Source organism: Dactylosporangium sp. NPDC050688 (genome assembly GCF_040654515.1).
GTDB lineage: Bacteria > Actinomycetota > Actinomycetes > Mycobacteriales > Micromonosporaceae > Dactylosporangium.
In genome coordinates this window covers 1-24,069 of the sequence record NZ_JBFAIC010000025.1, presented here as the reverse complement: position 1 = coordinate 24,069, position 24,069 = coordinate 1, and the positions used below count along the sequence as shown (strand labels likewise).

The window sequence follows — 24,069 nt, the reverse complement described above, 5'->3', positions numbered from 1 at the left end:
CGCGGCGCCCGTGGAGCATGACAATCGCGCCGCTTCAGGTAAACATTCCGGGGTGGACTATCCGGAGCTGGCCGCACGCACCCGACGCTTCTCCTACGGCGCGCCCCGCGCCGTGACGGTGACCTCCGACGGTGCTCGGGTGGTGTTCCTGCGCTCGCCGGGGCCCGAGGACAGCGCCGACGCGCTGTGGGTGTACGACGTGGCGACCAGGGCCGAACGCCTCCTCGCCGACCCCGCCGCGCTGCTGACCGACGACGCCGACCTGCCCCCCGCGGAGCGGGCGCTGCGCGAGCGGCTGCGGCTGTCGGCGGGCGGCATCGGGTCGTACGCGATGGACGGCGCCGGTCTGATGGCGGTCTTCCCGCTCGGCGGCCGGCTCTTCCGGGTCGACCTGCTCACCGGGGACCTCACGGAGCTGCGCACGGCCGGCCCCGCCGTCGACCCGCGGCCCGACCCGGCGGGGCGCCGGGTGGCGTACGTGACCGGCGGCGCCCTGCACGTGATCGAGCCCGACGGCACCGACGCGCTGCTGGCCGGCGAGGAGGGCGTGACCTGGGGACTGGCCGAGTTCATCGGCGCCGAGGAGTTCCACCGGTTCCGCGGATACTGGTGGGCGCCGGACGGCCGCAGCATCCTCACCGCTCGGGTCGACGAGTCGCGGGTGCCCCGCTGGCACCTGCACGACCCGTCGCAGCCGGACCAGCCGCCCTCGACGGTGGCGTACCCGCACGCCGGCGCCACCAACGCGAAGGTCACCCTGCACGTGCTCGACCTGGACGGCGGCTGGGTGGACGTGCACTGGGACCGGGAGACGTACCCGTACCTGGTCGACGCCTCCTGGACCGAGCAGGGCGGGCCGCTGCTCACGGTGCTGCGCCGGCTGCAGCAGCACGGCCTGGTGATCGCGGTCGACCCGCGCACCGGCGAGACGCAGGTGCACGCCGAGCTCGCCGACCCGCGCTGGGTCGAGCCGGTCCCCGGCACCCCGCAGCACCTCGCCGACGGCCGGGTGCTCGTCGGCGGCGAGCTGGCGCACGACGGCTACGACTCGCGCTGCCTGTTCGCTGACGGCAGCCTGCTGACCCCGGCCAACCTGTACGTGCGGCGGGTCGCCGGCCGGCTCGACGGCGACCTCGTGGTCGAGGCCAGCGAGGGTGAGCCCAGCGAGCAGCACGTGTACCGCATCCCGGTCTCGCACTCCGGCGCGCATGCGCAGCGGCTGACGAGCGAGCCCGGCTGGCATGTCGGGCACGCGGCCGGCCGTACCGTCGTGATCGGCTCGCAGACGCTGGAGCACGCCGGGTGGCAGTACACCATCCATCACGACGGCATCGTGATCGGCACGATCCCCTCGCTGGCCGCGGCACCGCCCTTCATTCCGATGCCCGCGTTGGAGCGGGTAACGGACCGCCGGCTGCCCTCCGCGGTGCTCTACCCGCGCGGGCACGTCGCGGGGCGTAAGCTGCCGGTGCTCGTGGCGATCTACGGCGGCCCCGGCCACCAGGAGGTCGTCGCGGCGCGGGCCCGCTGGCTGGAGAAGCAGTGGTGGGCCGACGCCGGGTTCGCCGTCGTCACCATCGACAACCGCGGTACGCCCGGCGTGTCGCCCAGCTTCGAGAAGGCGATCCACCGCCGCTTCTCCGACGTGATCCTCACCGACCAGGTCGACGCGCTGCAGGCCCTCGCGGAGAAGCACCCCGACCTCGACCTGGACCGGGTGGCGATCCGCGGCTGGTCGTTCGGCGGCTGGCTGTCCGCGCTCGCGGTGCTGCGCCGCCCCGACGTGTACCGGTGCGCGGTCGTCGGCGCGCCGGTCACCGACTGGGAGCTGTACGACACCGCCTACACCGAGCGCTACCTGGGGTTGCCCGCGGACGCGCCGGAGGTGTACAGCCACAACTCGCTGATCGAGCTCGCGGCGGAGCCGCCCGTGCGCCCCGAGGACGCCCGGCCCATGCTGCTCGTGCACGGTCTCGTCGACGACAACGTGGTCGCCGCGCACACCCTGCGCCTGTCGGCGGCGCTGCTCGGCGCCGGCCGCCCGCACTCGATGATCCCGCTGACCGGCGCGACGCACATGGCCGCCGGCGGCCTCGCCGAGAAGCTGCTGCGCATCGAGCTGGACTTCATCCGGCGATCCGTATCGTGACGTCGCCGCCGAGGCGACCGTCCTTCGGCTCCCTGGTCACCGCGCCGCTCTGCAGCAGCGCGGTGACCACCTTGACCGCGTCGGCGGCCCGGTAGATCGTCTCCGTGAGCGCGAAGCGCTTGAGCTCCGTGACGGTCCTCTCGCCGGTACGCAGCACCGCCATCAACTCGCGCCGCAGCGCGCCCGGGTTCGGCTGCAGGGTGATGTCCATGAGGTGACCCTCGGGGTCGTTCGGGTCGCGGTACCGCACGCCCGCGTACTCGTCCAGGGCCCACATCTCGTTCTTGAACGCCTCGAGGGACTTCGCCGAGCGCGTGCCGAACCCGATCGTGCGCTCCCGCTCCCCCTCGACCAGGGTCACCTGCGCGGTGAGGTCGAACCCGCCGAGCCGCTCCCGCGGGACGTCCACGGTGATCACCTCCGCGGGCTTGCCGGTCGCGACCTGCGCCGGGTCGATCCCGTCGATCATCGACAGCAGCGGGCCGGAGCGCGCGCCGAGCGCCTTCAGCAGCACCGGCACCGGTCCGGACATCACGTGCAGTGCCAGCTCGGCCGGTGTCCGCAGCTCCCGTTGTACGGCGTCCAGGCGGGACTGCAGCCCCGTCACGTCGGGCGCGACGTAGAGCAGGGTGAGGCGCCGCCGCTGCAGCCGGTCGCTGAACTCCGCGCAGGCCCGCAGCGCCGCCTCCGCCACGTCGCCGTCGAGCTCACCCGCCGAGGCGTGCAGGAACGTCGCGCCGTGCGGCGAGTGCACCGCGCCCGGCACCCAGAGGTCGAGATAGCGCACGAGCAGCTCACGGGTGACACCTGCGATGGACATGCTCCCTTTGTACTGGACCTGCGGGGCCGGTCTGCAGGGGTAGCGTGCCAGGTATGACCGCAGTGCTCGGCAGTGACGAGGTGGCGACCGCGCTGGCGCACCTGAACGGGTGGGCCGGCGACACCACAGGCATCGAACGCTCGGTGACCGCCGAGACGTTCCTGGACGGCATCAGGCTGGTGGCCGAGGTGGCGCACCTGGCGGAGCGGGCCGACCACCATCCGGACATCGACATCAGGTGGCGGACGGTGACGTTCCGGCTGAGCACCCACAGCGCGGGCGGCGTCACGGAGAAGGACATCACGCTGGCGAGGCAGATCAACGAGTTGGTGGGCTGAGCTAGCTGCGCGCCGCAGGCGGCGCGCGGCGGGGGTTCCCACCCGCGGCCCCCATGCGCGCTGCGCTCGCACTTTCGATATGGCCCGGCTGGCGAGATCGGGCGCTGCGCTTCCTCGGCCGTCGTGGTCGGGCTTCCGCTGGGGCTGGACCGGGCATGAGCGGGACGGTCGGGCTGTGCGTGTTGCGCCCGCTCCGGCCAAAATGCGCTGTGTCGGGTTGGGCGGGGCAATTGTCGTACCCAGTCGGTAGGGTCCAACCATGACCCACTTCGACGTGGCGAGCGCGGCGGTTGAGGCGGCCCTGGCGGCAGGGGCGCGGTATGCCGACGCGCGCGTGATGCACCGGCGGTCCGAGTCGATGAGTGCGCGCAATGGTGAGATCGAGGACCTGAGCCAGGCCGAGGACGCCGGGGTGGGCGTGCGGGCGCTGGTCGGGTCGAGCTGGGGCTTCTTCGCGGTGCCCGATCTGGGGCGCGACGCGGCGCGGCGGGCGGGTGAGCGGGCCACGGCGATCGCGCGGGCGTCCGCCTCGGTGCCGGCGCCGGCGGTCGACCTGGTCGAGGTGGAGGCGCGCACCGACTCGTGGGCCAGCGCCTGCGAGGTCGACCCGCTTTCGGTGGCGCTGTCGACCAAGGGCGACCTGCTCACGGCGGCGACGGCGGAGGCGCACAAGAGCGGCGCCGACATCGCCGAGGGCATCTACCAGATCTGGGACACCCGCAAGTGGTTCGTGTCGTCGCAGGGGCACCGCATCGACCAGCACATCCGTGAGTCGGGTGCGGGGATCTCGGCGACGGTGATCGGCGACGGCGAGACGCAGCGGCGCTCGTATCCCTCCTACCGCGGGCAATACGGGACGAGGGGCTGGGAGCTCGTCGACGAGCTGGACCTGACCGCGCACGCGGCCCGCATCGCCGACGAGGCGCGGGCGCTGCTCACGGCGCCGCAGTGCCCGGCGGGCGAGACGACGCTGATCCTGGGCAGCGAGCAGATGGCGCTGCAGATCCACGAGTCGGTGGGGCACGCGATCGAGCTGGACCGGATCCTCGGCTGGGAGGCGGCGTTCGCCGGGACCAGCTGGCTCGACCTGGCCAAGCTCAACCAGCTGCGCTACGGCTCCGAGCTGATGAACATCACGATCGACCCGACGATCCCGGGCGCGCTCGGGTCGTTCGGGTATGACGACGAGGGCACGCCGGCCGCGCCGCGGTATGCGGTGAAGGACGGGATCTGGGTCGGCACGCTCGCCGGGCGCGACTCGGCCGCGGTCGCCGGGCTCGACTATGCGGGCAGCGTGCGGGCCGACGGCTGGGCGCGGCTGCCGATGGTGCGCATGACCAACGTCGGGCTCACCCCCGGGCCGCACAGCCTGGAGGAGATGATCGCCTCGACCGCCGACGGCGTGCTGATGGACTTCAACCGGTCCTGGTCGATCGACGACAAGCGGCTCAACTTCCAGTTCGGCTGCGAGATCGGCTGGGAGATCAAGGACGGCAGGCTGGGCAGGATGCTGCGCAACCCGACGTATACGGGCATCGGGCCGCGGTTCTGGGGGTCGATGGACATGCTGGGCTCCGAGACGACGGCGTGGGGCACGCCCAACTGCGGCAAGGGTCAACCAGGTCAGATCGGGCACACGGGCCATCCGGCGGCCGCGGCCCGGTTCCAGAACGTGCGGGTGGGGGTCCGGGGATGAGCGAGACCGATCTCGCGGCACGGGTGCTGAAGCTCGTCGACGCCGGCGTCGAGGCGGAGGTGGTGGTGGAGCGGGCGGCGCTGTCGCTGACCCGGTTCGCCAACTCCTACATCCACCAGAATGTCGCCGACGAGACCACCACCGTGCGGCTGCGGCTGCACGCCGACGGCCGCACCGCGACCGCGTCCAGCACCGTGCTCGACGGCATCGAGGACTTCGTGCGCCGCACCGTCGCCTCGATGCGCCTGGCGCCGCTCGACCCGACGTGGCCGGGCCTGACCCCGCCCGGCGGCGGCCCGGGCACCGCGGAGAGCAGCTCGGGCGGCGGGAGCGGCTGGTCCGGTGGCGAGGGCTTCGCCGGCAACCTGGACGAGGCGACCGCGGCCGCGGCGCCGGACGAGCGGGCGGCCAGGGTGCGGGCGTTCGTCGAGCAGGCGGGCGGGCTGGAGGTCGCCGGATACTGCCGCACGTCGGCGACCCGGGTCGTCTACCTCAACTCGGCGGGCCAGCACCTGCTCGGCGGGCGGACCAGTGCCGCCATGGACGGCATCGCGCGGACCGCGACCTCCGACGGGCTGGCCCGGCTGGCTTCGACGCGGCTGGCGGACATCGACGGCGCGGTGCTCGGGGCACGGGCGGCGGCGAAGGCGCGGGCCGGCGAGGACCCGGTGGAGCTGCCGCCGGGGCGTTACGAGGTGGTGCTGGAGCCGACCGCGGTGGCGGACGTGCTGCAGATGCTGGCGATCTACGGGTTCAACGCCAAGATGCTGCAGGACCGGCAGTCGTTCCTGGAGCTGGGGGCGGCGCAGTTCGACCCGGCGGTGACGATCGTCGAGGACGCCACGGCGCCGGACTCGACGGCGCTGCCGTTCGACGTGGAGGGCACCCCGCGGCAGCGGGTGGTGCTGGTCGACCGGGGCGTGTCCAGCGCGGTGGTGCACGACCGCCGGACGGCGGCCAGGGGGCAGGCGGTCTCGACGGGGCACGCGATCGCGGGCGGGGCGAGCTTCGGCGCGGTGCCGGCCAGCCTGCGGCTGCTCGCGCACGACGGGCCGGCGCCGGTGGAGGTCGACGGGCCGGCGGCGGACTCCGGGGTGGCCGCGCTGGTCAGCGGGGTCGAGCGGGGCCTGCTGGTGACCGACAACCACTACACCCGGGTTTTGGACCCCCGCACGCTGGTCGTGACCGGGCTGACCCGCAACGGGGTGTGGCTCATCGAGGACGGCGTGGTGACCAGGCCGGTGCGCAACTTCCGGTTCACGCAGTCGTATCCGCAGGCCCTCGCGCCGGGTGCGGTGCTGGGTGTCGGACCGCGCGCGGTCGAACTGCCAGGGCCCTGGTCGGAATCCGGCACGGTGGCTCCGGCGCTCCGGCTCGCCACATGGAATTACACCGGCGGCGCGTCTGGGTGAGGGCGATCACTAGGCCTGATGCGTCCGAGCGTAACGTGTGCACCGACCACAGATCGGTACATCGGCCCGTCCAGGGAGCAATCACCATGACGACCACGCCGGCCAGGCTTCGGTCAGCCTCAGGCGCGGGGCCCCGCGCAGCGATCAGCGAAAAAACGTTGCGGACGGACCGGTGGTGGCTACAGCCACTACTGGTGTTCCTCGGTCTCGGGGCCTTCGTGGTCTACGGCCTGGTCCGCGCCTTCATGAACAAGTACTACTGGGCCAGCGCCGAGCACTATCTGGCGCCGTTCTACTCCCCCTGCCTCACACAGAGCTGCGTCGAGGGATCCAGCCACTTCCTCGGCCAGCCGATCCCGCAGCTGCCGTCCTGGATCTCACCGGCGATGATCATCCTGGTGCTGCCCGGCGGGTTCCGCCTGACCTGCTACTACTACCGCAAGGCCTACTACCGCTCGTTCTGGCTGTCGCCGCCGGCGTGCGCGGTCCCGGACGGTCACAAGACGTACTCCGGCGAGACCCGCTTCCCGCTGATCTTCCAGAACATCCACCGGTACTTCTTCTACGCCGCGATCCTGGTCGGCTCGGTGCTGACGTATGACGCGGTCATCGCCTGGCACGGCAAGGACGGCGGCATCGGCATGGGCCTCGGCACGCTGATCCTGGCTGTGAACGCATTGCTGATCTGGGCGTACACGCTGGGCTGCCACTCCTGCCGCAACATCATCGGCGGGCGGCTCAAGCACTTCTCGAAGCACCCGGTGCGGTATCGCGCCTGGGGCCTCGTGTCGAAGCTCAACGCCAAGCACCAGCAGTACGCGTGGGCGTCCCTCTTCTCCGTGATCATCGCCGACGCCTATGTCATGGCGGTCTCTGCCGAGTGGATCACCGACTTCCGGTTCTTCAACTGAGGACACATCCATGACGAACATCGAGCGACACACCTACGACGTCGTGGTCATCGGTGCCGGTGGCGCCGGGCTGCGCGCCGCGATCGAGGCTCGGCTCGCCGGCAAGAAGACCGCCATCATCTCCAAGTCGCTGTTCGGCAAGGCGCACACCGTCATGGCCGAGGGCGGCGCCGCCGCGGCGATGGGCAACGTCAACTCGCGCGACAACTGGCAGGTCCACTTCCGCGACACGATGCGCGGCGGGAAGTTCCTCAACAACTTCCGGATGGCGGAGCTGCACGCCAAGGAGGCCCCGGACCGCATCTGGGAGCTGGAGACCTACGGCGCGCTGTTCGACCGCACCAAGGACGGCCGGATCAGCCAGCGCAACTTCGGCGGTCACGAGTACCCGCGGCTCGCGCACGTCGGCGACCGCACCGGCCTGGAGCTGATCCGCACGCTGCAGCAGAAGATCGTGTCGCTGCAGCAGGAGGACTTCGCCGAGCACGGCGACTACGAGGCCCGCATCCGGGTCTTCCAGGAGTGCACGATCACGGAGCTGTTCGTGGAGGACGGCGCCGTGTCCGGCGCGTTCGGCTACTACCGCGAGTCCGGCGACTTCGTGCTCTTCGAGAGCGCCGCGATCGTGCTCGCGACGGGTGGCGTCGGCAAGTCGTACAAGGTGACCTCCAACTCCTGGGAGTACACCGGCGACGGCCACGCGCTGGCGCTGCGCACCGGCGCGACGCTGATCAACATGGAGTTCCTGCAGTTCCACCCCACCGGCATGGTCTGGCCGCCGTCGGTCAAGGGCATCCTGGTGACGGAGTCGGTCCGCGGTGACGGCGGCGTGCTGCGCAACACCGAGGGCAAGCGGTTCATGTTCGACTACGTGCCCGACGTGTTCCGCAAGCAGTACGCGGAGACCGAGGATGAGGCGGACCGCTGGTACACCGACCCGGACAACAACCGGCGCCCCCCGGAGCTGCTGCCGCGTGACGAGGTCGCCCGGGCGATCAACAGCGAGGTCAAGGCGGGCCGTGGCACGAAGGCGGGCGGCGTGCTGCTCGACATCGCGAGCCGGCTGCCGGCCGAGCAGATCCGCAAGCGGCTGCCGTCGATGTACCACCAGTTCAAGGAGCTGGCCGACGTCGACATCACCAAACAGCCCATGGAGGTCGGCCCGACCTGCCACTACGTGATGGGCGGCGTCGAGGTCGACGCCGACACGGCCGCGGCCGCGGTGGCCGGGCTGTTCGCGGCCGGTGAGGTCTCCGGCGGCATGCACGGCTCCAACCGGCTCGGCGGCAACTCGCTGTCGGACCTGCTGGTCTTCGGCAAGCGGGCCGGCGAGCACGCGGCCGCGCACGCGGACAGGATCGGCCGGCGCCGGCCGTCCGCCGCGGCGGCCGAGGCGGCCGTGGAGACGGCCCTGGCGCCGCTCGCGCGGGCGGACGCCGGGGAGAACCCGTACGTCCTGCACCACGAGCTGCAGGAGATCATGGGCGTGCTGGTCGGCATCATCCGGCGCGACGGCGAGCTGCGGGAGTCGATCACCCGGCTGGCGGAGCTCAAGGAGCGCGTCAAGAAGGTCGGCGTGAGCGGCGGGCGCCGGTACAACCCGGGCTGGCACCTCGCGCTGGACCTGCGCAACATGCTCATCGTGTCCGAGTGCACGGCGAAGGCGGCGCTGGAGCGCACCGAGTCGCGCGGCGGGCACACCCGCGAGGACTTCCCCAAGATGGACCCGAAGTGGCGCAAGGTGAACCTGGTCTGTTCCCTGGACGGCGAGGACGTACGGCTGGAGCACAAGCCGCTGCCGGTGATGCGTCCTGAGCTGCAGGGCCTGTTCGACCGGACCGAGCTCGCCAAGTACATGACCGACGAGGAGCTGTGATGGGCACCAAACGCCACTTCCGCGTCTGGCGCGGCGACGACACCGGCGGTTCGCTGCAGGACTTCCAGGTGGAGGTCAACGAGGGCGAGGTCGTGCTCGACGTCATCCACCGGCTGCAGGCGACGCAGACCCCCGACCTGGCCGTGCGGTGGAACTGCAAGGCTGGCAAGTGCGGCTCGTGCTCGATGGAGATCAACGGCAAGCCGCGGCTGGGCTGCATGACCCGGATGTCGACGTTCGAGGAGTCCGAGACGGTGACGGTGACGCCGCTGCGGGCGTTCCCGGTGGTCCGTGACCTCGTCACCAACGTCAACTTCAACTACCAGAAGGCCCGCGAGCTGCCCGCGTTCTCGCCGCCGGCCGGTGTCGCGCCCGGTGAGTACCGGATGCAGCAGGTCGACGTGGAGCGCTCGCAGGAGTTCCGCAAGTGCATCGAGTGCTTCCTGTGCCAGAACGTGTGTCACGTGATCCGGGACCACGAGGAGAACAAGCCGGCGTTCTCCGGTCCGCGGTTCTTCATCCGGGCCGCCGAGCTGGACATGCACCCGCTCGACGCCCGCGACGACCGTAAGGAACTGGCGCAGGCGGAGCAGGGCCTGGGCTACTGCAACATCACCAAGTGCTGCACCGAAGTCTGCCCCGAACACATCAAAATCACTGACAATGCGATCATCCCGATGAAGGAACGTGTTGTCGATCGGAGGTACGACCCGGTGACCTGGCTCGGACGCAAGATCTTCCGTCGTGACCAGCTGGACGACCCCGCGCCGGCGCTCCCCGTGTCGAACAGCAAGACGCAGTCGGGCGACCTCGCGGTCGCGGACACCAGCAGCAACTGGCACCAGGAGGGCCCCGTGCCACAGCAGGCGCCGGTCGGCGCCGACGGCAAGCTCACGGTGGCGGAGCTCACCCTGGACCGGGCGGCGGCAGGCTCGCCGTTCGGCGACGACCAGGTGTTCCCGCTGCCGGCTGAGCAGCTGCGGTACCAGCACCCGTCGGCCCCGTCCGGGGACGGCCACCACTAGTTCGTCCTCGTCGAAGGCGCCCCTTTGCTCAAAGGGGCGCCTTCTGCATGGCCTTCGCGTACCGGTCGGTGACCCGCGACTGGACGAGCCTCGCCACGGGGTTGCCGAGGCGGACCCACCACTTCGCCGGGCGGCTGAACGCCCTGATCTCGAACCACACCTCGCCGGCCGGCCCGACGCTGAGCAGGAACGACTCCTCGCCCGTCGCCACGTGCCCGGGCAGCGTGCCGAAGCCGAACCCGTACCGCTCCGGCTCGTCGACGACCCACACGATCAGGCACGGCACCCACAGCCGCAGCGGCCCCACGCCGATCCCGGTGGAGAACCGGCCACCGAGCGTGACCCGGTCGGCGTCGCTGCGCAGCCGCAGCCCGGCGCCGCGCTGCGGCTGCCAGCGGGCCAGGGCGGCCGCTGCGGCGGCGAATGCCTCGTGCCCTTGCCCGACCCTCACCCGGCGGGTCGCGTGGTGGTAGCCGGACGGCAGGGGCCCTTCGCGGGTGGCGCCGATCTCGGGATAGGTGACGGTCACGGCGTCGAAGGTAGCAACGGCAGCAGCGCCACGACGATCGGCGCGTCGGCCGGCAACCACGGCACCGTGTCGAGCTCGTCGCCGGCGAGCCACCTGATGTCGCTGTGTTCCAGCGGCACGGGGATCGCCCCGTTCACCAGCCGGGCGAGATAGACCTTGAGAATCGCGGCGCCGTCGAGCATCGTGATGTCATCCCCCACGCGGGCGCCCACCTCGACCTCGACCCCGAGCTCCTCCTGGCACTCACGGATCAGCGCCTGCTCCTCCGTCTCCCCCGGATCCACTTTCCCACCGGGAAACTCCCATCTTCCGGCCATTTCGGGCGGTAAGGCTCGCTCACAGGCCAGGACGCGACCATCCGAGATGATCGCGGCGCCGACGATGATCCTTGGCATCAACCGTTCGGTCTGCACGGGCAACCAGGGTGCCAGATCGAAATGAAGTTCCGGTGGTCGGCTCTGCCGTGTTGTTCACCAGACGAGGGAAATGTGGCCGTGGACAGATCCACCAGTCGCCCAGGAGACTTGCAGTCACCGTTGATGACGGGCAGGCTTCGAAACGGCCACAAGCCGGCAACGATGCCGCGGGAGGGTAGGTCGACATGCGGGCCCGGCGGAGCGAACAGCACCGTGACTATCTCAGCGATGCGCTGGCCTTATTGCAAGGCTGGACGCACGACGGCGAAGAGATTCGCCGTACGCTGCACCTGGACGATTCCCAGCATGCGGCACTCACCGAGCGTATGAAGATCGTCGCCGACGCGCTCCAGGTGCGCCCCGACGTGCGCCGCCTCGACGGCCGCACGCAGATCCGCTTACGCGTGCCCGGCATGTCGGATTTATCCCCTGGCGAGGTGACCCTGGCCGCCCGGATCGAGGACCTCTACCGCACGATCATCGCCGGCGCCGCCTGATTTGCCAGCCTTCCGTCACGCACCGCTACGATGACGCCGTGAGCGCGGTGCCGGACTGGATGCGCCCACCCCGAGTCGAGGGTGGTTCGCCGACGACCTCGACCACCTCCCAGAAGCGCCGCGCCACACCGAGCTGATCGATCAAGCGCTCGTGTTCACGCTGTCACCGCGGCGGGCCTGGCACGGCCGGCTCATCCACGCGTTGGTGAATGTCCTCGCGGAACAGGCACCGGCAGGTGTCGAGGTCGAACCGCAGATGACGATCCGGCTCGATAAGTACAACCGCCCCGAGCCGGACCTGCTCACCACCACGGCGGCCTATGATCCGGACCGCACCTTCTACCCACCCGACCAGGTGCTGCTGGTCGTCGAGGTCGAGTCGCCGGAGTCCGCGCACCGTGACCGGACGGTCAAGCTGCGCAAGTACGCGAAGGCCGGCATCGCCCACTACTGGCGGATCGAGGAGGAGCAGTCCTCGCCGGTCGTGCACACCTACGAGCTCGACGAACCCACCAGGTCATACGTGGCGACCGGCATCCATCGCGGGGAGCTGCGGGTGTCCAGGCCGTTCGCGGTGACGATCGACCTGGACAAGCTGCTGCCCGCTAGACGTTGAAGCGGAACTCGACCACGTCGCCGTCCTGCATGACGTAGTCCTTGCCCTCGATGCGGACCCTGCCGGCGGCCTTCGCCGCGTTCTGCGAGCCGGCGGCCATCAGGTCGTCGAAGCTGACCACCTCGGCCTTGATGAAGCCGCGCTGGAAGTCCGAGTGGATGACGCCCGCGGCCTCCGGGGCGGTCGCGCCGATCGGGATCGTCCAGGCCCTGGTCTCCTTCGGGCCGGCGGTCAGGTACGTCTGCAGGCCCAGCGTGCGGAACCCGACGCGGATCAGCTGGTGCAGGCCGGGCTCCGGCTGGCCGATGGACGCCAGGAGCTCCAGCGCCTCCTCCTCGTCCAGGTCGGTCAGCTCCGACTCGATCTTCGCGTCGAGGAAGATCGCCTCGGCGGGGGCGACCAGGGCCCGCAGCTCGTCCAGGAACGCCGGGTCGGCGAGGCCGGCCTCGTCGACGTTGAAGACGTACAGGAACGGCTTGGCGGTCAGCAGGTGCAGCTCCTGCAGCTCCGCGACGTCGATGCCGGCCTTGGCGGCGCCCGCGTAGAGGGTCGTGCCGCCGTTGAGCAGGTCGGCGGCGGCCTTCGCGGCGGCGGCGATGCCGGCGCGGTCCTTGCGGACCTTCGCCTCCTTCTCCAGCCGGGGCAGCGCCTTCTCGATCGTCTGCAGGTCGGCCAGCAGCAGCTCGGTGTTGATCGTCTCGATGTCGTCGGCCGGGGAGATCTTGCCGTCGACGTGGACCACGTTGGGGTCGGCGAAGGCGCGCACCACCTGGCAGATCGCCGAGGCGTCGCGGATGTTGGCGAGGAACGCGTTGCCGCGGCCCTGCCCCTTGGACGCGCCGCGCACGAGGCCCGCGATGTCGACGAAGGACACCGGCGCCGGGATGATCTTCTGCGAGCCGTAGAGCTCGGCGAGCCGGGCGAGCCGCTGGTCGGGCAGGCCGACCACGCCGACGTTGGGCTCGATGGTCGCGAACGGGTAGTTCGCGGCGAGCGCGTCGCCCTTGGTGAGCGCGTTGAACAGGGTGCTCTTGCCGACGTTGGGCAGGCCGACGATCCCGATGCTGAGTGCCACGCGTAAAAGCTACAGGTCAACCTCGACCCAGACCGCACCGTGGTCGGACGCGGCGTGCCGGGCACCGGTGATCTCGGGGTACGCGTCCCACAGCCGCGGCCGGCGCGCGTTGGACGGCGTGCCCCACAGGCCGCGGCGGAAGACCCCGCCGTCGGTGACCCGCCGCGCCAGCTCCGGTGACAGCAGGATGTAGTCCAGGCGATTGCCGATCGTGCAGGACTGGAAGCTGCCGGGGCGCTCCCGGTCGCGGTCCAGGGGGTCGTACAGGCCGGAGAACGCCGGCAGCGCGTAGGCGTCGACCAGCGGCGAGTCGGGGCCGAGCAGGGGCCGCAGCGAGGCGTGGTCGGGGCGCTTGTTGAAGTCGCCGACGACCGCGACGTGCTCGGCGCCGGCCGCCCGGAGCCGGTCGTAGATCGCCCGGACCTCGCCGGCCTGACGGGTCCGCAGCGGGTCCGGGTCGCCGCTGGTGAAGGACTGGCTCTTCAGGTGGTTGAGCAGCACGTACAGCTCCGCGCCGGACGGCAGCAGCAGGCGGTACACGGGGCAGTCGCGGCTGAACAGGCGCCGGCCGGTCGCCGGGTCGGGCACGTCGACGTGGCTGCGGACCCAGTCGATCTCGATGCCGGCGACGCAGAACAGCCCGACGTCGATGCCGCGCGGGTCGTTGCCGTCTACCAGCATGGCGTGGGCGTACCGGCCGCCGAGCAGCTCCTCGTTGAACCGCACCAGCGACGGGCGGCTCTCGGCCTCCACCACGCACAGCACGTCGGCGGCGACGTCGGCGACGACCCTGGCGGTCATCCGGGTGGCGATCTCGTCGACGGGGTCGACGATGAGGTCGACCCAGCCGTTCCAGGACGACCGGCCGGCGGCGACGATGCGCGGCTCGGCGTCGGCGGGCGCGGCCAGGAAGTCGCCCCGGTTCTCCCGCAGCACCGCGAACGCGTCGCCGAACAGGTCCGGGTTGGGCCGCCGGCCGGCGCGGGTGCCCACGAACACCCGCAGCGTCTCCAGGGCGGCCAGCATCGTGGCCTTGTCCTCCTCGGAGTACACCGGCTGGGCCGCGACGCGGTTGAACTCCTCGTACGCCGACAGCGCCGGCTGGCCCTTCGCCGGGTCGGCCGGGTCGAGCGCCCTGGCGCGGGCGAACAGGTTCTCCACGTTGTACGTCGCGAGCCGCATGGCTACGCAACGTAGCAACACGATCGCGGAACCACAGTCGGCTAGCCGCCAGACACCCGTGATCAGCGCAGCGTGACGCCGGCGGCGGCGGTCAGGGCGGCGAACGCCCGCGCCGCCCGGCCGAAGCCCGCGGGGCCGGTCCGGGCCGGGTCGGCGGGGTCGGCCAGGTGCGGCTCCAGGGATGCGTACCCGCGCCAGCCGTCGTCGCGCAGCGCCGCCACGGTCTGCGCCAGCTCGCCGTCGCCCTCCCCGGCGGGCACGACCGCGCCGCTGTCGAACAGAGCGTCCTTGACCTGCAGGTACTCCAGGTGCGGGCGCAGCATCGCGTAGCCGTCGGTGAACGGGCGCACCCCGACCTGCACGAAGTTGGCGTTGTCCCAGGCGACCCGTAGCGCCGGTGAGCCGACCGACTCGATCAGGTCCAGCACACGGGCCGGCACGTCGCCGTAGATGTCCTTCTCGTTCTCGTGGACGAGCACCACCCCCTCCCGCTCGGCGAGGTCGGCGAACGCCCGCAGCCGGCGCAGCACGGTGTCGCGGGTCGCCGCCACGTCGACGCCGGGCGGCCGGTAGAAGGAGAAGATCCGCACGTACCGGCTGCGCAGCCGCTGCGCGAGCGTGACCACGGCGCGCAGCCTGGCCAGCTCGGCGACGGGGTCGTCGTAGACGCCGCTCTTGCCGATCGGGGACGCGACCGCCGACACGGCCATGCCGTGCGTCGCGAGCAGCGCGGCGAGGCGGGTGGTCAGCTCCGCGTCGAAGTCGGCGACGTTGACGCCCCAGGCGCTGCGGACCTCGACGTGCGAGGCGCCCAGCGCCCGCAGCACCGCCAGCTGGACCCGTGGATCGTCGTCGATCTCGTCGCCGAACCCGGACAGCACCCACTCGACCATGGCGACCAGTATCCACCGGTTTCCACCGGCTAGAGTGGCCGGTTGTGGAGCAGGACGCCGTCGCCCGGGCGGCCGTGCCCGGCACCGTCCGCGGCATGGTCGCGCAGCTGGCGACGCTCGGCCTGCCGGCCGGCGCGACGGTCATCGTCCACACGTCGCTGTCGCGGCTCGGCTGGGTCGCCGGCGGCGCGCAGGCGGTCGTGACGGCGCTGCTGGAGGCGGTCGGGCCGGCCGGCACGCTGGTGATGCCGACGCACTCGCGGCACCTGACGGAGCCGTCCGACTGGGGCAACCCCGCGGTGCCGCAGTCCTGGTGGGAGGTCATCCGGTCGGAGACCCCGGCCTTCGACCCGCGGACCACGCCGACCTACTTCATGGGTGCCGTCGTCGAGTGTTTCCGCAGTTTCCCGGGGGTACTGCGCAGCGCCCACCCGACGGTGTCCTTCGCCGCGCACGGGCCGGACGCGCGGCGCATCACCGACGGCCACACGCTCGACGACGGGCTCGGCGAGGGCTCGCCCCTCGCCCGGCTCTACGAGGCGGACGCCTGGGTGCTGCTGCTGGGCGTGGGGCACGACAACAACACCTCGCTGCACCTGGCGGAGTACCGCGCGCAGACCCCGCACCCGCGGCCGCGGCTGCGGCAGGGCTCACCGGTGCTGGTCGACGGCGAGCGGCGCTGGGTCGAGTACGTGGAGCTCGCCGACGACACGTCGCTGTTCGAGCCGCTCGGCAAGGACTTCGCGGCGATCACGGGCCTGGAGCGGGTGGGCCCGGTCGGCTCGGGCACGGCGCGGCTGATGCGCCAGCGGGCGCTGGTCGACTTCGGCGCGACCTGGCTGTCGCGCCGCCACCACACCTGAACGGCCGCCGCTTGCACGAAACCCGGCCGGCCCGTGGTCGGGGCGGCCGGGTCCTGGTCGTGCGGCGCGGGTCAGGCCTGCGCGAGCGGGTTGGTGGTCGGGTCGTCGTAGCGGACGGTCTCGAACGTGCCGTCACCGTCGGTGTCGGTAACCGTCACGTCGCTGTCGCCGTCGCCGTCGGTGTCCTGGGAGACGGAGTCGGCGACGCCGTCGAAGTTCTCGTCCTTGATGTCGGTGTCGATGATGCCGTCGCCGTCGGTGTCGGCGACCACGCGGTCGATGAGCCCGTCGCCGTTGGCGTCCAGCGCCGCGACGTCCTTGACCCCGTCGCCGTCGGTGTCGATGAGCACCGCGTCGAACGTGCCGTTGCCGTCCAGGTCGACCATCGTCGTCTCGAGCGTGCCGTCACCGTCGGTGTCCAGCGCGATCTCCTCGAGCTGGCCGTCGTTGTCCCGGTCGCGCCCGGCGGCCTCGGCGTCGCCGTCGTGGTCGACGTCGACGGCGTAGATCGTCGAGCCGTCCTCGCCCTGCAGCGTGATGATCTCGGACTCGCCGTAGCCGGCGTCGGCCTCGCCGGTGCCGGCGGTCGGGTCGGTGTCGTACTCGCTCATGGTGCTATCTCCATCTCGGCTGGGGGCCGTTTGTTTCTCGCTGGTGAGACCAACTTAGACAACCCGCCGATCGGCTGAATCCCGCAAATGTGCCACCGGGCGGTCCGGAACCGGACAGCGCCACGGCCGGGCCGACACCCAGGTCCGAAAGCCGCCAGCCGAGGGGCGGACCTGGGGGGCAGGATGGGTGGCATGGAACTGGACTTCGATACCTGCCGCAGGGCGGCGACCAGCCGCGACGCGCGGTTCGACGGAGTCTTCGTCACCGCGGTCAAGTCGACGAAGATCTACTGCCGGCCGTCGTGCCCGGCGATCGTGCCGAAGGCGGAGAACGTCCGCTTCCTGCCGACGGCGGCTGCGGCGCAGCGCGAGGGGTTCCGGGCCTGCCTGCGCTGCCGGCCGGACGCGGCACCCGGCTCACCGGCCTGGGACGTGCGCGGCGACGTGGTCGGCCGGGCGATGCGCCTGATCGCCGACGGGGTCGTGGATCGTGACGGGGTGCCCGGACTGGCGGGGCGTCTCGGGTACACCGAACGCCACCTGCACCGGATGCTCACCGCGCAGGTCGGGGCCGGCCCGCTCGCGCTGGCCCGGGCGCAGCGCGCGCAGACGGCCAGGGTGCTGATCGAGACCACCCGGCTCGGGCTCGCCGAGATCGCGTTCGCGGCCGGCTTCGGCAGCGTGCGGCAGTTCAACGACACGGTCCGCGAGATCTACGGCCGCACCCCGTCCGACCTGCGGATCCGGCGCACCCAGCCGGAACAGGACCCGGGGGTGGTGTCGGTGCGGCTGCCGTTCCGCGCGCCGCTGCACGCCGAGGCGCTGCTGTCGTTCCTGGGTGACCGCGCGATCGAAGGCATCGACGGGCGCGAGGGTGAGGCGTACCGCCGCAACCTGCGCCTGCCGCACGGCTCCGGGACCGCCGTCCTGCGCCCCGGCGACGGCCACGTCGCGGCCACGCTGCACCTCGCCGACCTGCGCGACCTGGCCCCCGCGGTGGCCCGCTGCCGCCGCCTGCTCGACCTGGACGCCGACCCCGCGGCCGTGGACGCCACGCTCAGCGACGACCCGCTGCTGGCGCCGATGGTGTTGAAGGAGCCCGGGGTACGGGTGCCGCGCGCCACCGACGGGTTCGAGATCGCGGTCCGCGCGGTGGTCGGGCAGCAGATCTCGGTCGCCGCGGCCCGCACCGTGCTGCGCAGGCTCGTCACCGGCGACGCCTTCCCGACCGCCGCCGAGCTGCTCGAGCTGCCGGACGAGGCGTTCGCCATGCCCACCGCCCGGCGGCGCACGCTGCGGGCGCTGGCGGCCGCGGTCGCCGCCGGCGAGCTGGAGCTGGACGGCGGCGACCGGGCCGAGACGACCGCCCGGCTCAAGGAGGTGCCCGGCATCGGCGACTGGACGGCGCAGTACACCGCGATGCGCGCCCTCGGCGACCCCGACGCGTTCCTGCCGACCGACCTGGGGGTGCTGCGCGGCGCGCGCGCCCTCGGCCTGCCCGCCGACCCGAAGTCCCTGGCCGCGCACGCCGAGCGCTGGCGACCCTGGCGTTCCTACGCCGTGATCAGACTCTGGAGGAGCTGCTGATGCTGTACTACTCGACCACCCCGACGGCCGCCGGCCCGCTGACGATCGTCGTGGACGGCGACGGCGCCGTGCTGGCCAGCGGGTTCACCGCCGACCTGGGCACGCTCGCCCTGTTCGTCGACGTGACGGACCTGCACCGGCGCGACGACGTCGGCGACGCCAGCAAGGCCGCACTGTCCTACCTGGACGGTGACCTGACCGCGATCGACACGGTCCCGGTGCGCCAGCGCGCCGGCGGGCAGTTCCTCACCCACGCGTGGGACGTGCTGCGCACGGTGCCGGCGGGGGCGCCGGTGACGTACCGCGAGTTCGCCGCGCTCGCCGGCCGCCCGCCCGCGGTCCGTGCCGCCGCGCAGGCCTGCGCCCGCAACGCGGCCGCCCTGTTCGTGCCGTGCCACCGGGTGCTGCGCACCGACGGGACGCTCGGCGGGTTCCGCTGGGGGCTGCCCGTGAAGCGCTGGCTGCTGGAGCACGAGCGTTCTGTCGCGTAATTGACACTTTTATATTCGGGACTACGTGAATGGCAGGGTTCACGGACGCGATCTACCGTGGACTGGTTCATTCGTGGGAGGATTCTTGTCACGCTGCGGATCTTTCTCGTTGCTGCGGGCTTGCATCATCGCGAACATCGCGTAGAAGAGGACCGATGACTGGCGGACGATGGAGTAGCCAGACCCGATTCACCGTCGTGCTCGTCGGGCTCGCCCTGGTCGCGCTGGGCGTGCTCACCACGGTGCAGTTCCGCAGCACCGCCGGCGCCGCCGCTCTCGTGGCGGCCGGCGTGCTGGTGGGGCTCGCGGGGCTGTCCGGCGGCACGATCGTGGTCCGCTCCACCGACCGTGAGGAGCGCCTCGCCTCCGCCGGCAAGGCCCAGCTCGACGGCGACGCCGAGGGCGCCTACGACCGGTTCGTGCAGCTCATCCGCGGCCACGCCCCGCAGGCGATCGCGTACCACGAAGGGGCCAATGCCGCGCTGTACGAGGCGGCGGGGCGCGAAGGGCAGAAGCTCCAGCCGGTCTTCGGGTACTTCCTCGGCCCGATCGCCATGTCGGAGTCGCACATCATCGTCGACATCCGGGCCGGCACCGGGTTCTCCATCGCGCGCATGCAGAGCACGTACCAGGCGCTGCTGGTCGGCCAGACGGCCGCGTTCCAGGCGGCGCTGGTCATCGTCAACGCCTCCCCCGACGACTCGATCCTCAGCTCCGTGCGGCAGCTGAGCATCGCCCTGGACCGGCCGGTGATGGCGGTCGCGTGGCGGCTCGGCGACGCCAGCGACGGCATCTCCGACGCGATCGTCTCGCTCAAGCGGGAGCTGCGCCGGCGCGGGCTCGAGTCGCCGATCGAGGTGCCCGAGGTCGTGCTGTCCCCGTCCGCGAACGGGCCCGCGGCGAACGCGCCGGCGGACCGGTTCGTGCCCGAACGGTTCTCGCCCGACTCGTTCGAGCCGGAGCCCGACCCGTACGTGGACGACGAGATCTTCGAGCCGCAGCCGGTGCGGATCCCGAGCCGGCCCGAGGTGCACCGGCATGCCGCACCGCCGCCACCGCCCGCGCCGCCGCGCCCGCCGGTCATGCGCCCGCCGGCGCCCGGCTTCGGCACCGCGGCGCCGGTCTTCGGGCCGTCCTCTGCCGCGATTCCCGCGCAGCGGGAGCTGCATCCCGAGCCGGAGCCGGAGCCGGCGGAGTGGCCCACCCCGGAGCCGCGCCGCCGACCGTCACCGGCCCCGCGCGTCTACGACGACTCGGCGAGCTGGCAGCGGGCGACCGACCTGCACTGGCGCGGCCAGTTGCAGGAGGCGAAGGAGGCGTACGGCGAGATCGTCGACGCCCGCGCGCACGCCCTCGGCTGGGACCACCCGGACACCCTCACCGCCCGAGACCAGCACGCGACCGTGCTGCGCGACCTGGACCGGCTGGCCGAGGCCCTGGTGGAGTGCGACGAGGTGCTCACCGCCCGGATGCGCATCCTCGGCGAGGACCACCCGGACACGCTGACCAGCCGCAGCCACCTCGCCACGATCTACCACCAGCTCGGCGACCTGACCCGCTCCGAGGGCGAGCACCAGCGGGTCCTCGAGGCGCGGACCAGGGTGCTGGGCAGCAACCATCAGGAGACGCTGATCTCGCGGAGCAACCTCGCCAAGGTGTACCAGGACATGGGCGAGCTCGACCGGGCGATCGACGAGCACAGCACGGTCATGCGGGCCCGTGCCCGGCTGCTCGGCCAGGAGCACCGCGACACGCTCATGAGCCGCAGCCTCCTCGCGTCGGCGCTGCACCACGCGGGGCGGCTGCCGGAGGCCGAGGCCGAGCACCGGGCGGTGCTGGGCAGCCGGCTGCACCTGCTGGGCCCGGTCCACCTGGACACGGCCGTGTCGCGGCACCGGCTCGCCAGCGTGCTGCACGACCTGGGGCGGCTCGACGAGGCCGTCACCGAGTACCGGGCGGCGCAGTCGGTGTACGCGCAGCTGCTGGGGGCGAACAGCCCGTTCGCGCGGGCGGCGGCGTCGGACCTGGCGCTGGCGGAGCGGGCGGCGCGAGGGGCGCAGGGCAGCCGGTACTGACGGCTGGCTGCTTCTTAGAAGTCGCCCCCGAAGTCTCCACCGAAGTCTCCACCGACGTCTCCGCCGAAGTCGCCTGCGTCTCCTGCGTCTCCTGCGTCTCCTGCGTCTTCGAAGCCGGCGTCTGCGCCTGTGTCGTATCCCTGGTCGAAGCCGGCGTTGAAGCCGGCGTCATAGCCCGTGTCGCCCCACGCGGGGCTGAACAGGGCGTCGAACACCAGCAGCGAACCGAGCCCCCACGCGCCGGCGACCAGGGCCGTCTTCCACCACGGCTCGGAGTACCAGCCAGCCGGCACGCCGCGCCCGGCGACCACGCCGCCCGGGTAGTAGTACGGCGTGGCGTCGCCCGGCTGCGGCCCGGCCCGCAACCGGTGGCCCTGCACGTCGACCTCGCGCTCCCTGGTCAGCTGCCCCGCGTGCGCCCCGGCGAGCGGCGGCAGGTCCGGGCCGGGGTCGATGCCGAGCGCGACCCGGGCCGCCCGCGCGTACGCGAGGCCCTCCAGGGCGGTCTCGCGGACCAGCTCGTACTGCTTCACCGAGGTCGCGCGCTCCAGCTGGGCGCCGGCGGCGGTGTAGCGCTCCCCGGCGTCGGCGAGCGCCTGGCGGACCGCCGGGGCGTCCCCGCTCAGGTTCATCACCTGGCCGCCGAGGCGCTCGTACCAGCGCAGGGCGTCCTCACGCGCGTCGGCGAGCTCCTGCCGGGCCCGTTTGCGCCGGCCGCCCGCGACCACGGCCACCAGGCCGATCACGACCAGCGCGAGCACGACGAGGACGATCCAGGTCTCCATGAGGTTGACGGTACCCATTTTCTGTCACACCCCTCGTGCATGCTGATACCCGTGGAACTGTTGCTGATCCTCGGCCTCCTCATCGGGCTCGCCGCCGGCACCGCGCTCGGCTGGTTCGCCGCGCGGTCGCGCGCGGCCGTCGATGTGGCCAAGCTGGAGGCGACCCTGCAGGCCACCCGCGACGGCGAGGCGCGGCTCGAGTCGTCGCTGCGTTCCCTCACGTATGAGGCCCGCGACCAGACGCAGGACGCGGTCGCCGACGCTGTCGCCCCGCTGCACGACGCACTGCTGCGCTATGAGCGTCGCGTCGCCGACCTGGAGCGCGACCGGGTCGGCGCCTATGAGTCGCTCCGCGAGCAGGTCCGCGCCATGCACGACGTCTCGGGCGAGCTGCGCACCGAGACCCGCCAGCTGGTCTCCGCGCTGCGGGCCCCGCAGATCCGCGGCCGGTGGGGCGAGCACCAGCTGCGCCGGATCGTCGAGGCCGCCGGCATGCTGGAGCACTGCGACTTCGACGAGCAGGTCACCGCCACCACCGACACCGGCGTCGTGCGCCCCGACCTGGTCGTGCGCCTGCACGGCGGCCGGCAGGTGGTCATCGACGCGAAGGCCCCGTTCGAGGGCTACCTGAGCGCGATGGAAGCCCGCGACGAGGCCGGCCGCACCGCCCACCTGACCCAGCACGCGAAGCACCTGCGCGGCCACGTCGACGCCCTCGCCGCCAAGTCCTACTGGGCCGCGTTCGAGCCCGCCCCCGAGTTCGTCGTGCTGTTCATGCCCGCCGACACGTTCCTCGACGCCGCCCTCCAGCACGACCCGGCCCTGCTCGAGCACGCCTTCACCCGCAACGTCGTCCTCGCCACCCCGGCCACCCTGGTCGCCCTGCTGCGCACCATCGCGTATGCCTGGCGGCAGGAGTCGCTCGCCCACAACGCCCTCGCCGTCCACCGGACCGGCCGGGAGCTCTACGCCCGCCTCTCCACCATGGGCGACCACTTCGCCAAGGTCGGCACCGCCCTGGGCACGGCCGTGTCGTCGTACAACAAGGCCGTCGGCTCGCTGGAGGCCCGCGTCCTGGTCAGCGCCCGCCGCCTCGCCGAGCTCGGCATCAGCGCCGATCCCCTCCCCACCCCTCCCCAGGTCGAGCTGACCCCCCGCCACCTCCAGTCCGACCAGGACCCCGTGGAGCCCCACCGGTCCCCCGGCGACGCCCGCCGGGCTCCCGCCGAGTCCCGCCGGGACGCCACCGAGACGGAGTACGAGATCCTGCTCGCCGCCCTCCGTGAAGACCCGCCCACCTGACCACTACCCCACAGTTGCGCGGGCCGCTGCCCCACACCTGCGCTTGCCGCCGCCCACAGCTGCGCGGGCCGCTGCCCCACCGGCCGCTGACCCCGCAGCCCGAGCCGCGCGAAGCACGGCCGCGGACAGCGGCTCGCTGCCCGCCGACCCGCGACCCCGCTCACCGGTGCCCCGCCGACCGCTGACCCGAAACCCGCGGACGACGCCCACCGGCCTCTGCCCCTGCAGGCCTGTCCTCTGACCGCATGCTGTACGTGACGCGGCGGGCCGCCGCCCCGGCCCGCGGACCCGCCACCCTGTTCTGCCTGACGCGCCGGTCCGCTGACCCGCGCCCTGGCTCGTCGGCGTCCCGCTGGCCGCCGATCAGGAGCCCGGGCCCGCCGGCCGCCGGCAGGCCGATCCGCATATCGCTGGTCTGCTGACCGACCGGCGCCCGCACTTCGGCTCGCTGATCGCCCTGGCCGGTCGTGGCCGGACGACCCACCGATCTGCGCCCGCCGGCACTGTCCTCGGCCCGCTGCCCCCTTTGACCTGCGGCGCTGGCCCCAGCAGACGTTCCGCCCGCCAATTTCACCCCGCTGCCCTGTCCCTGGCCTGCTGCCCCCTGGTCAAGCCCCTGGAAGTGGTGTATTGGCTGATCTTTCGAGTTGTGCTGGTCAGAAGGGTTGGTGGCCGGGCTGGTAGGTGGTGGGGCCGCTGGTTTCGGGTTGCCAGTGGTCGATGTCGTCGGGCCAGGGTGCGGGCCGGCCGTGCTCGTCCCAGAAGCCGGTTTCGGTGTTGTTGGTCTGCAGGGCGGTGTTGCGGGCGGCGCGGTCGGCTGGGTCAGGGATGGTGGGGTCGCTGGTGGGGTGGGTCATGCTGCGGTCTCCAGTTCGCGGAGGTCCGCCGTGGTGGCGGTGTTGGTGGGTGTCTTGCGGGCG

The 24,069-nt window shown here is 72.2% G+C and carries 23 protein-coding genes; 14 read left to right on the top strand and 9 right to left on the bottom strand.

Going from position 1 to position 24,069, the window contains the following annotated elements; genetic code table 11:
- The first annotated feature begins 52 nt into the window (after positions 1 to 52).
- A complete protein-coding gene (locus AB0H83_RS23730) occupies positions 53 to 2,149 on the top strand; it encodes a prolyl oligopeptidase family serine peptidase (RefSeq protein WP_360097803.1) in 2,097 nt (698 codons plus the stop codon).
- Here the strand turns inward: AB0H83_RS23730 and AB0H83_RS23725 are convergent.
- Entirely contained in the window at positions 2,127 to 2,969 is an 843-nt protein-coding gene (locus AB0H83_RS23725) for a hypothetical protein (RefSeq protein ID WP_360097800.1), read from the bottom strand. The genes AB0H83_RS23730 and AB0H83_RS23725 overlap by 23 nt on opposite strands.
- 53 nt (positions 2,970 to 3,022) lie before the next feature.
- On the opposite strand from AB0H83_RS23725, the gene AB0H83_RS23720 reads away from it, so the two are divergent.
- From AB0H83_RS23720 to AB0H83_RS23695, 6 genes are all read left to right on the top strand, one after another.
- Positions 3,023 to 3,307 carry a 4a-hydroxytetrahydrobiopterin dehydratase gene (locus AB0H83_RS23720; RefSeq protein ID WP_360097797.1) on the top strand — a complete coding sequence of 95 codons (285 nt, stop codon included), beginning with the start codon at positions 3,023 to 3,025 and terminating at the stop codon, positions 3,305 to 3,307.
- Positions 3,308 to 3,566: 259 nt separating this feature from the next.
- Complete coding sequence (locus AB0H83_RS23715) at positions 3,567 to 5,003, top strand: TldD/PmbA family protein (RefSeq protein ID WP_360097794.1); 1,437 nt, start codon at positions 3,567 to 3,569, stop codon at positions 5,001 to 5,003.
- Positions 5,000 to 6,415: a metallopeptidase TldD-related protein gene (locus AB0H83_RS23710; protein ID WP_360097791.1), complete on the top strand. Its 1,416-nt coding sequence runs from the start codon at positions 5,000 to 5,002 to the stop codon at positions 6,413 to 6,415. Before AB0H83_RS23715 ends, AB0H83_RS23710 begins: the two co-directional genes overlap by 4 nt.
- A gap of 86 nt (positions 6,416 to 6,501) precedes the next feature.
- Entirely contained in the window at positions 6,502 to 7,326 is an 825-nt protein-coding gene (locus tag AB0H83_RS23705; RefSeq protein WP_360097788.1) for a hypothetical protein, read from the top strand.
- Between the two features lie 10 nt (positions 7,327 to 7,336).
- On the top strand, positions 7,337 to 9,202 hold the full coding sequence (locus tag AB0H83_RS23700; protein ID WP_360097785.1) for a fumarate reductase/succinate dehydrogenase flavoprotein subunit: 1,866 nt from the start codon (positions 7,337 to 7,339) through the stop codon (positions 9,200 to 9,202).
- Positions 9,202 to 10,227, top strand: a complete 1,026-nt coding sequence (locus AB0H83_RS23695; RefSeq protein WP_360097782.1) for a succinate dehydrogenase/fumarate reductase iron-sulfur subunit — start codon at positions 9,202 to 9,204, stop codon at positions 10,225 to 10,227. The genes AB0H83_RS23700 and AB0H83_RS23695 overlap by 1 nt, the downstream gene beginning before the upstream one ends.
- Positions 10,228 to 10,255: 28 nt before the next feature.
- Here AB0H83_RS23695 and AB0H83_RS23690 read toward each other — a convergent pair whose 3' ends face one another.
- Positions 10,256 to 10,756, bottom strand: a complete 501-nt coding sequence (locus AB0H83_RS23690) for a DUF1990 domain-containing protein (protein ID WP_360097779.1) — start codon at positions 10,754 to 10,756, stop codon at positions 10,256 to 10,258.
- Positions 10,753 to 11,151, bottom strand: coding sequence for a (deoxy)nucleoside triphosphate pyrophosphohydrolase (locus AB0H83_RS23685; RefSeq protein WP_360098036.1), 399 nt, complete (start codon positions 11,149 to 11,151; stop codon positions 10,753 to 10,755). Before AB0H83_RS23685 ends, AB0H83_RS23690 begins: the two co-directional genes overlap by 4 nt.
- Before the next feature lie 206 nt (positions 11,152 to 11,357).
- Between AB0H83_RS23685 and AB0H83_RS23680 the strand changes: the two genes are divergently transcribed.
- A complete protein-coding gene (locus AB0H83_RS23680; protein ID WP_327006267.1) occupies positions 11,358 to 11,669 on the top strand; it encodes a 4a-hydroxytetrahydrobiopterin dehydratase in 312 nt (103 codons plus the stop codon).
- A 151-nt stretch (positions 11,670 to 11,820) separates the two neighbouring features.
- A complete protein-coding gene (locus AB0H83_RS23675; protein WP_360097775.1) occupies positions 11,821 to 12,285 on the top strand; it encodes a Uma2 family endonuclease in 465 nt (154 codons plus the stop codon).
- Here AB0H83_RS23675 and ychF read toward each other — a convergent pair.
- From ychF to AB0H83_RS23660, 3 genes are all read right to left on the bottom strand, one after another.
- Entirely contained in the window at positions 12,275 to 13,360 is a 1,086-nt protein-coding gene (gene ychF, locus AB0H83_RS23670; protein WP_360097772.1) for a redox-regulated ATPase YchF, read from the bottom strand. The genes AB0H83_RS23675 and ychF overlap by 11 nt on opposite strands.
- A 9-nt stretch (positions 13,361 to 13,369) precedes the next feature.
- Positions 13,370 to 14,542 (bottom strand): endonuclease/exonuclease/phosphatase family protein, encoded by a 1,173-nt coding sequence (locus tag AB0H83_RS23665; RefSeq protein ID WP_360097769.1) that lies wholly within the window; start codon positions 14,540 to 14,542, stop codon positions 13,370 to 13,372.
- Between the two features lie 62 nt (positions 14,543 to 14,604).
- Positions 14,605 to 15,435 carry a sugar phosphate isomerase/epimerase family protein gene (locus tag AB0H83_RS23660; RefSeq protein WP_360097766.1) on the bottom strand — a complete coding sequence of 277 codons (831 nt, stop codon included), beginning with the start codon at positions 15,433 to 15,435 and terminating at the stop codon, positions 14,605 to 14,607.
- Between the two features lie 44 nt (positions 15,436 to 15,479).
- Between AB0H83_RS23660 and AB0H83_RS23655 the strand changes: the two genes are divergently transcribed.
- Positions 15,480 to 16,298, top strand: coding sequence for an AAC(3) family N-acetyltransferase (locus tag AB0H83_RS23655; protein WP_360097763.1), 819 nt, complete (start codon positions 15,480 to 15,482; stop codon positions 16,296 to 16,298).
- Between the two features lie 71 nt (positions 16,299 to 16,369).
- Here the strand turns inward: AB0H83_RS23655 and AB0H83_RS23650 are convergent, their stop codons facing one another.
- Positions 16,370 to 16,909 (bottom strand): hypothetical protein, encoded by a 540-nt coding sequence (locus AB0H83_RS23650; protein WP_360097760.1) that lies wholly within the window; start codon positions 16,907 to 16,909, stop codon positions 16,370 to 16,372.
- Positions 16,910 to 17,101: 192 nt separating this feature from the next.
- On the opposite strand from AB0H83_RS23650, the gene AB0H83_RS23645 reads away from it, so the two are divergent.
- The 3 genes from AB0H83_RS23645 to AB0H83_RS23635 all read left to right on the top strand — a co-directional run bounded on the left by AB0H83_RS23645 (position 17,102) and on the right by AB0H83_RS23635 (position 21,062).
- Positions 17,102 to 18,496, top strand: coding sequence for an AlkA N-terminal domain-containing protein (locus AB0H83_RS23645; protein ID WP_360097757.1), 1,395 nt, complete (start codon positions 17,102 to 17,104; stop codon positions 18,494 to 18,496).
- The gene (locus tag AB0H83_RS23640) at positions 18,496 to 18,987 is read left to right on the top strand and encodes a methylated-DNA--[protein]-cysteine S-methyltransferase (protein WP_360097754.1); all 492 of its coding nucleotides are present in this window, start codon (positions 18,496 to 18,498) and stop codon (positions 18,985 to 18,987) included. The genes AB0H83_RS23645 and AB0H83_RS23640 overlap by 1 nt, the downstream gene beginning before the upstream one ends.
- 155 nt (positions 18,988 to 19,142) lie before the next feature.
- The gene (locus tag AB0H83_RS23635; protein ID WP_360097751.1) at positions 19,143 to 21,062 is read left to right on the top strand and encodes a tetratricopeptide repeat protein; all 1,920 of its coding nucleotides are present in this window, start codon (positions 19,143 to 19,145) and stop codon (positions 21,060 to 21,062) included.
- 14 nt (positions 21,063 to 21,076) lie between these two features.
- On the opposite strand, the gene AB0H83_RS23630 is transcribed toward AB0H83_RS23635, so the two are convergent.
- On the bottom strand, positions 21,077 to 21,847 hold the full coding sequence (locus AB0H83_RS23630; RefSeq protein ID WP_360097748.1) for a hypothetical protein: 771 nt from the start codon (positions 21,845 to 21,847) through the stop codon (positions 21,077 to 21,079).
- 39 nt (positions 21,848 to 21,886) lie between these two features.
- Between AB0H83_RS23630 and AB0H83_RS23625 the strand changes: the two genes are divergently transcribed.
- Positions 21,887 to 23,149: a DNA recombination protein RmuC gene (locus AB0H83_RS23625; protein WP_360097745.1), complete on the top strand. Its 1,263-nt coding sequence runs from the start codon at positions 21,887 to 21,889 to the stop codon at positions 23,147 to 23,149.
- A 656-nt stretch (positions 23,150 to 23,805) separates the two neighbouring features.
- On the opposite strand, the gene AB0H83_RS23620 is transcribed toward AB0H83_RS23625, so the two are convergent.
- Entirely contained in the window at positions 23,806 to 24,006 is a 201-nt protein-coding gene (locus AB0H83_RS23620) for a hypothetical protein (RefSeq protein WP_360097742.1), read from the bottom strand.
- Positions 24,007 to 24,069 lie beyond the last annotated feature (63 nt).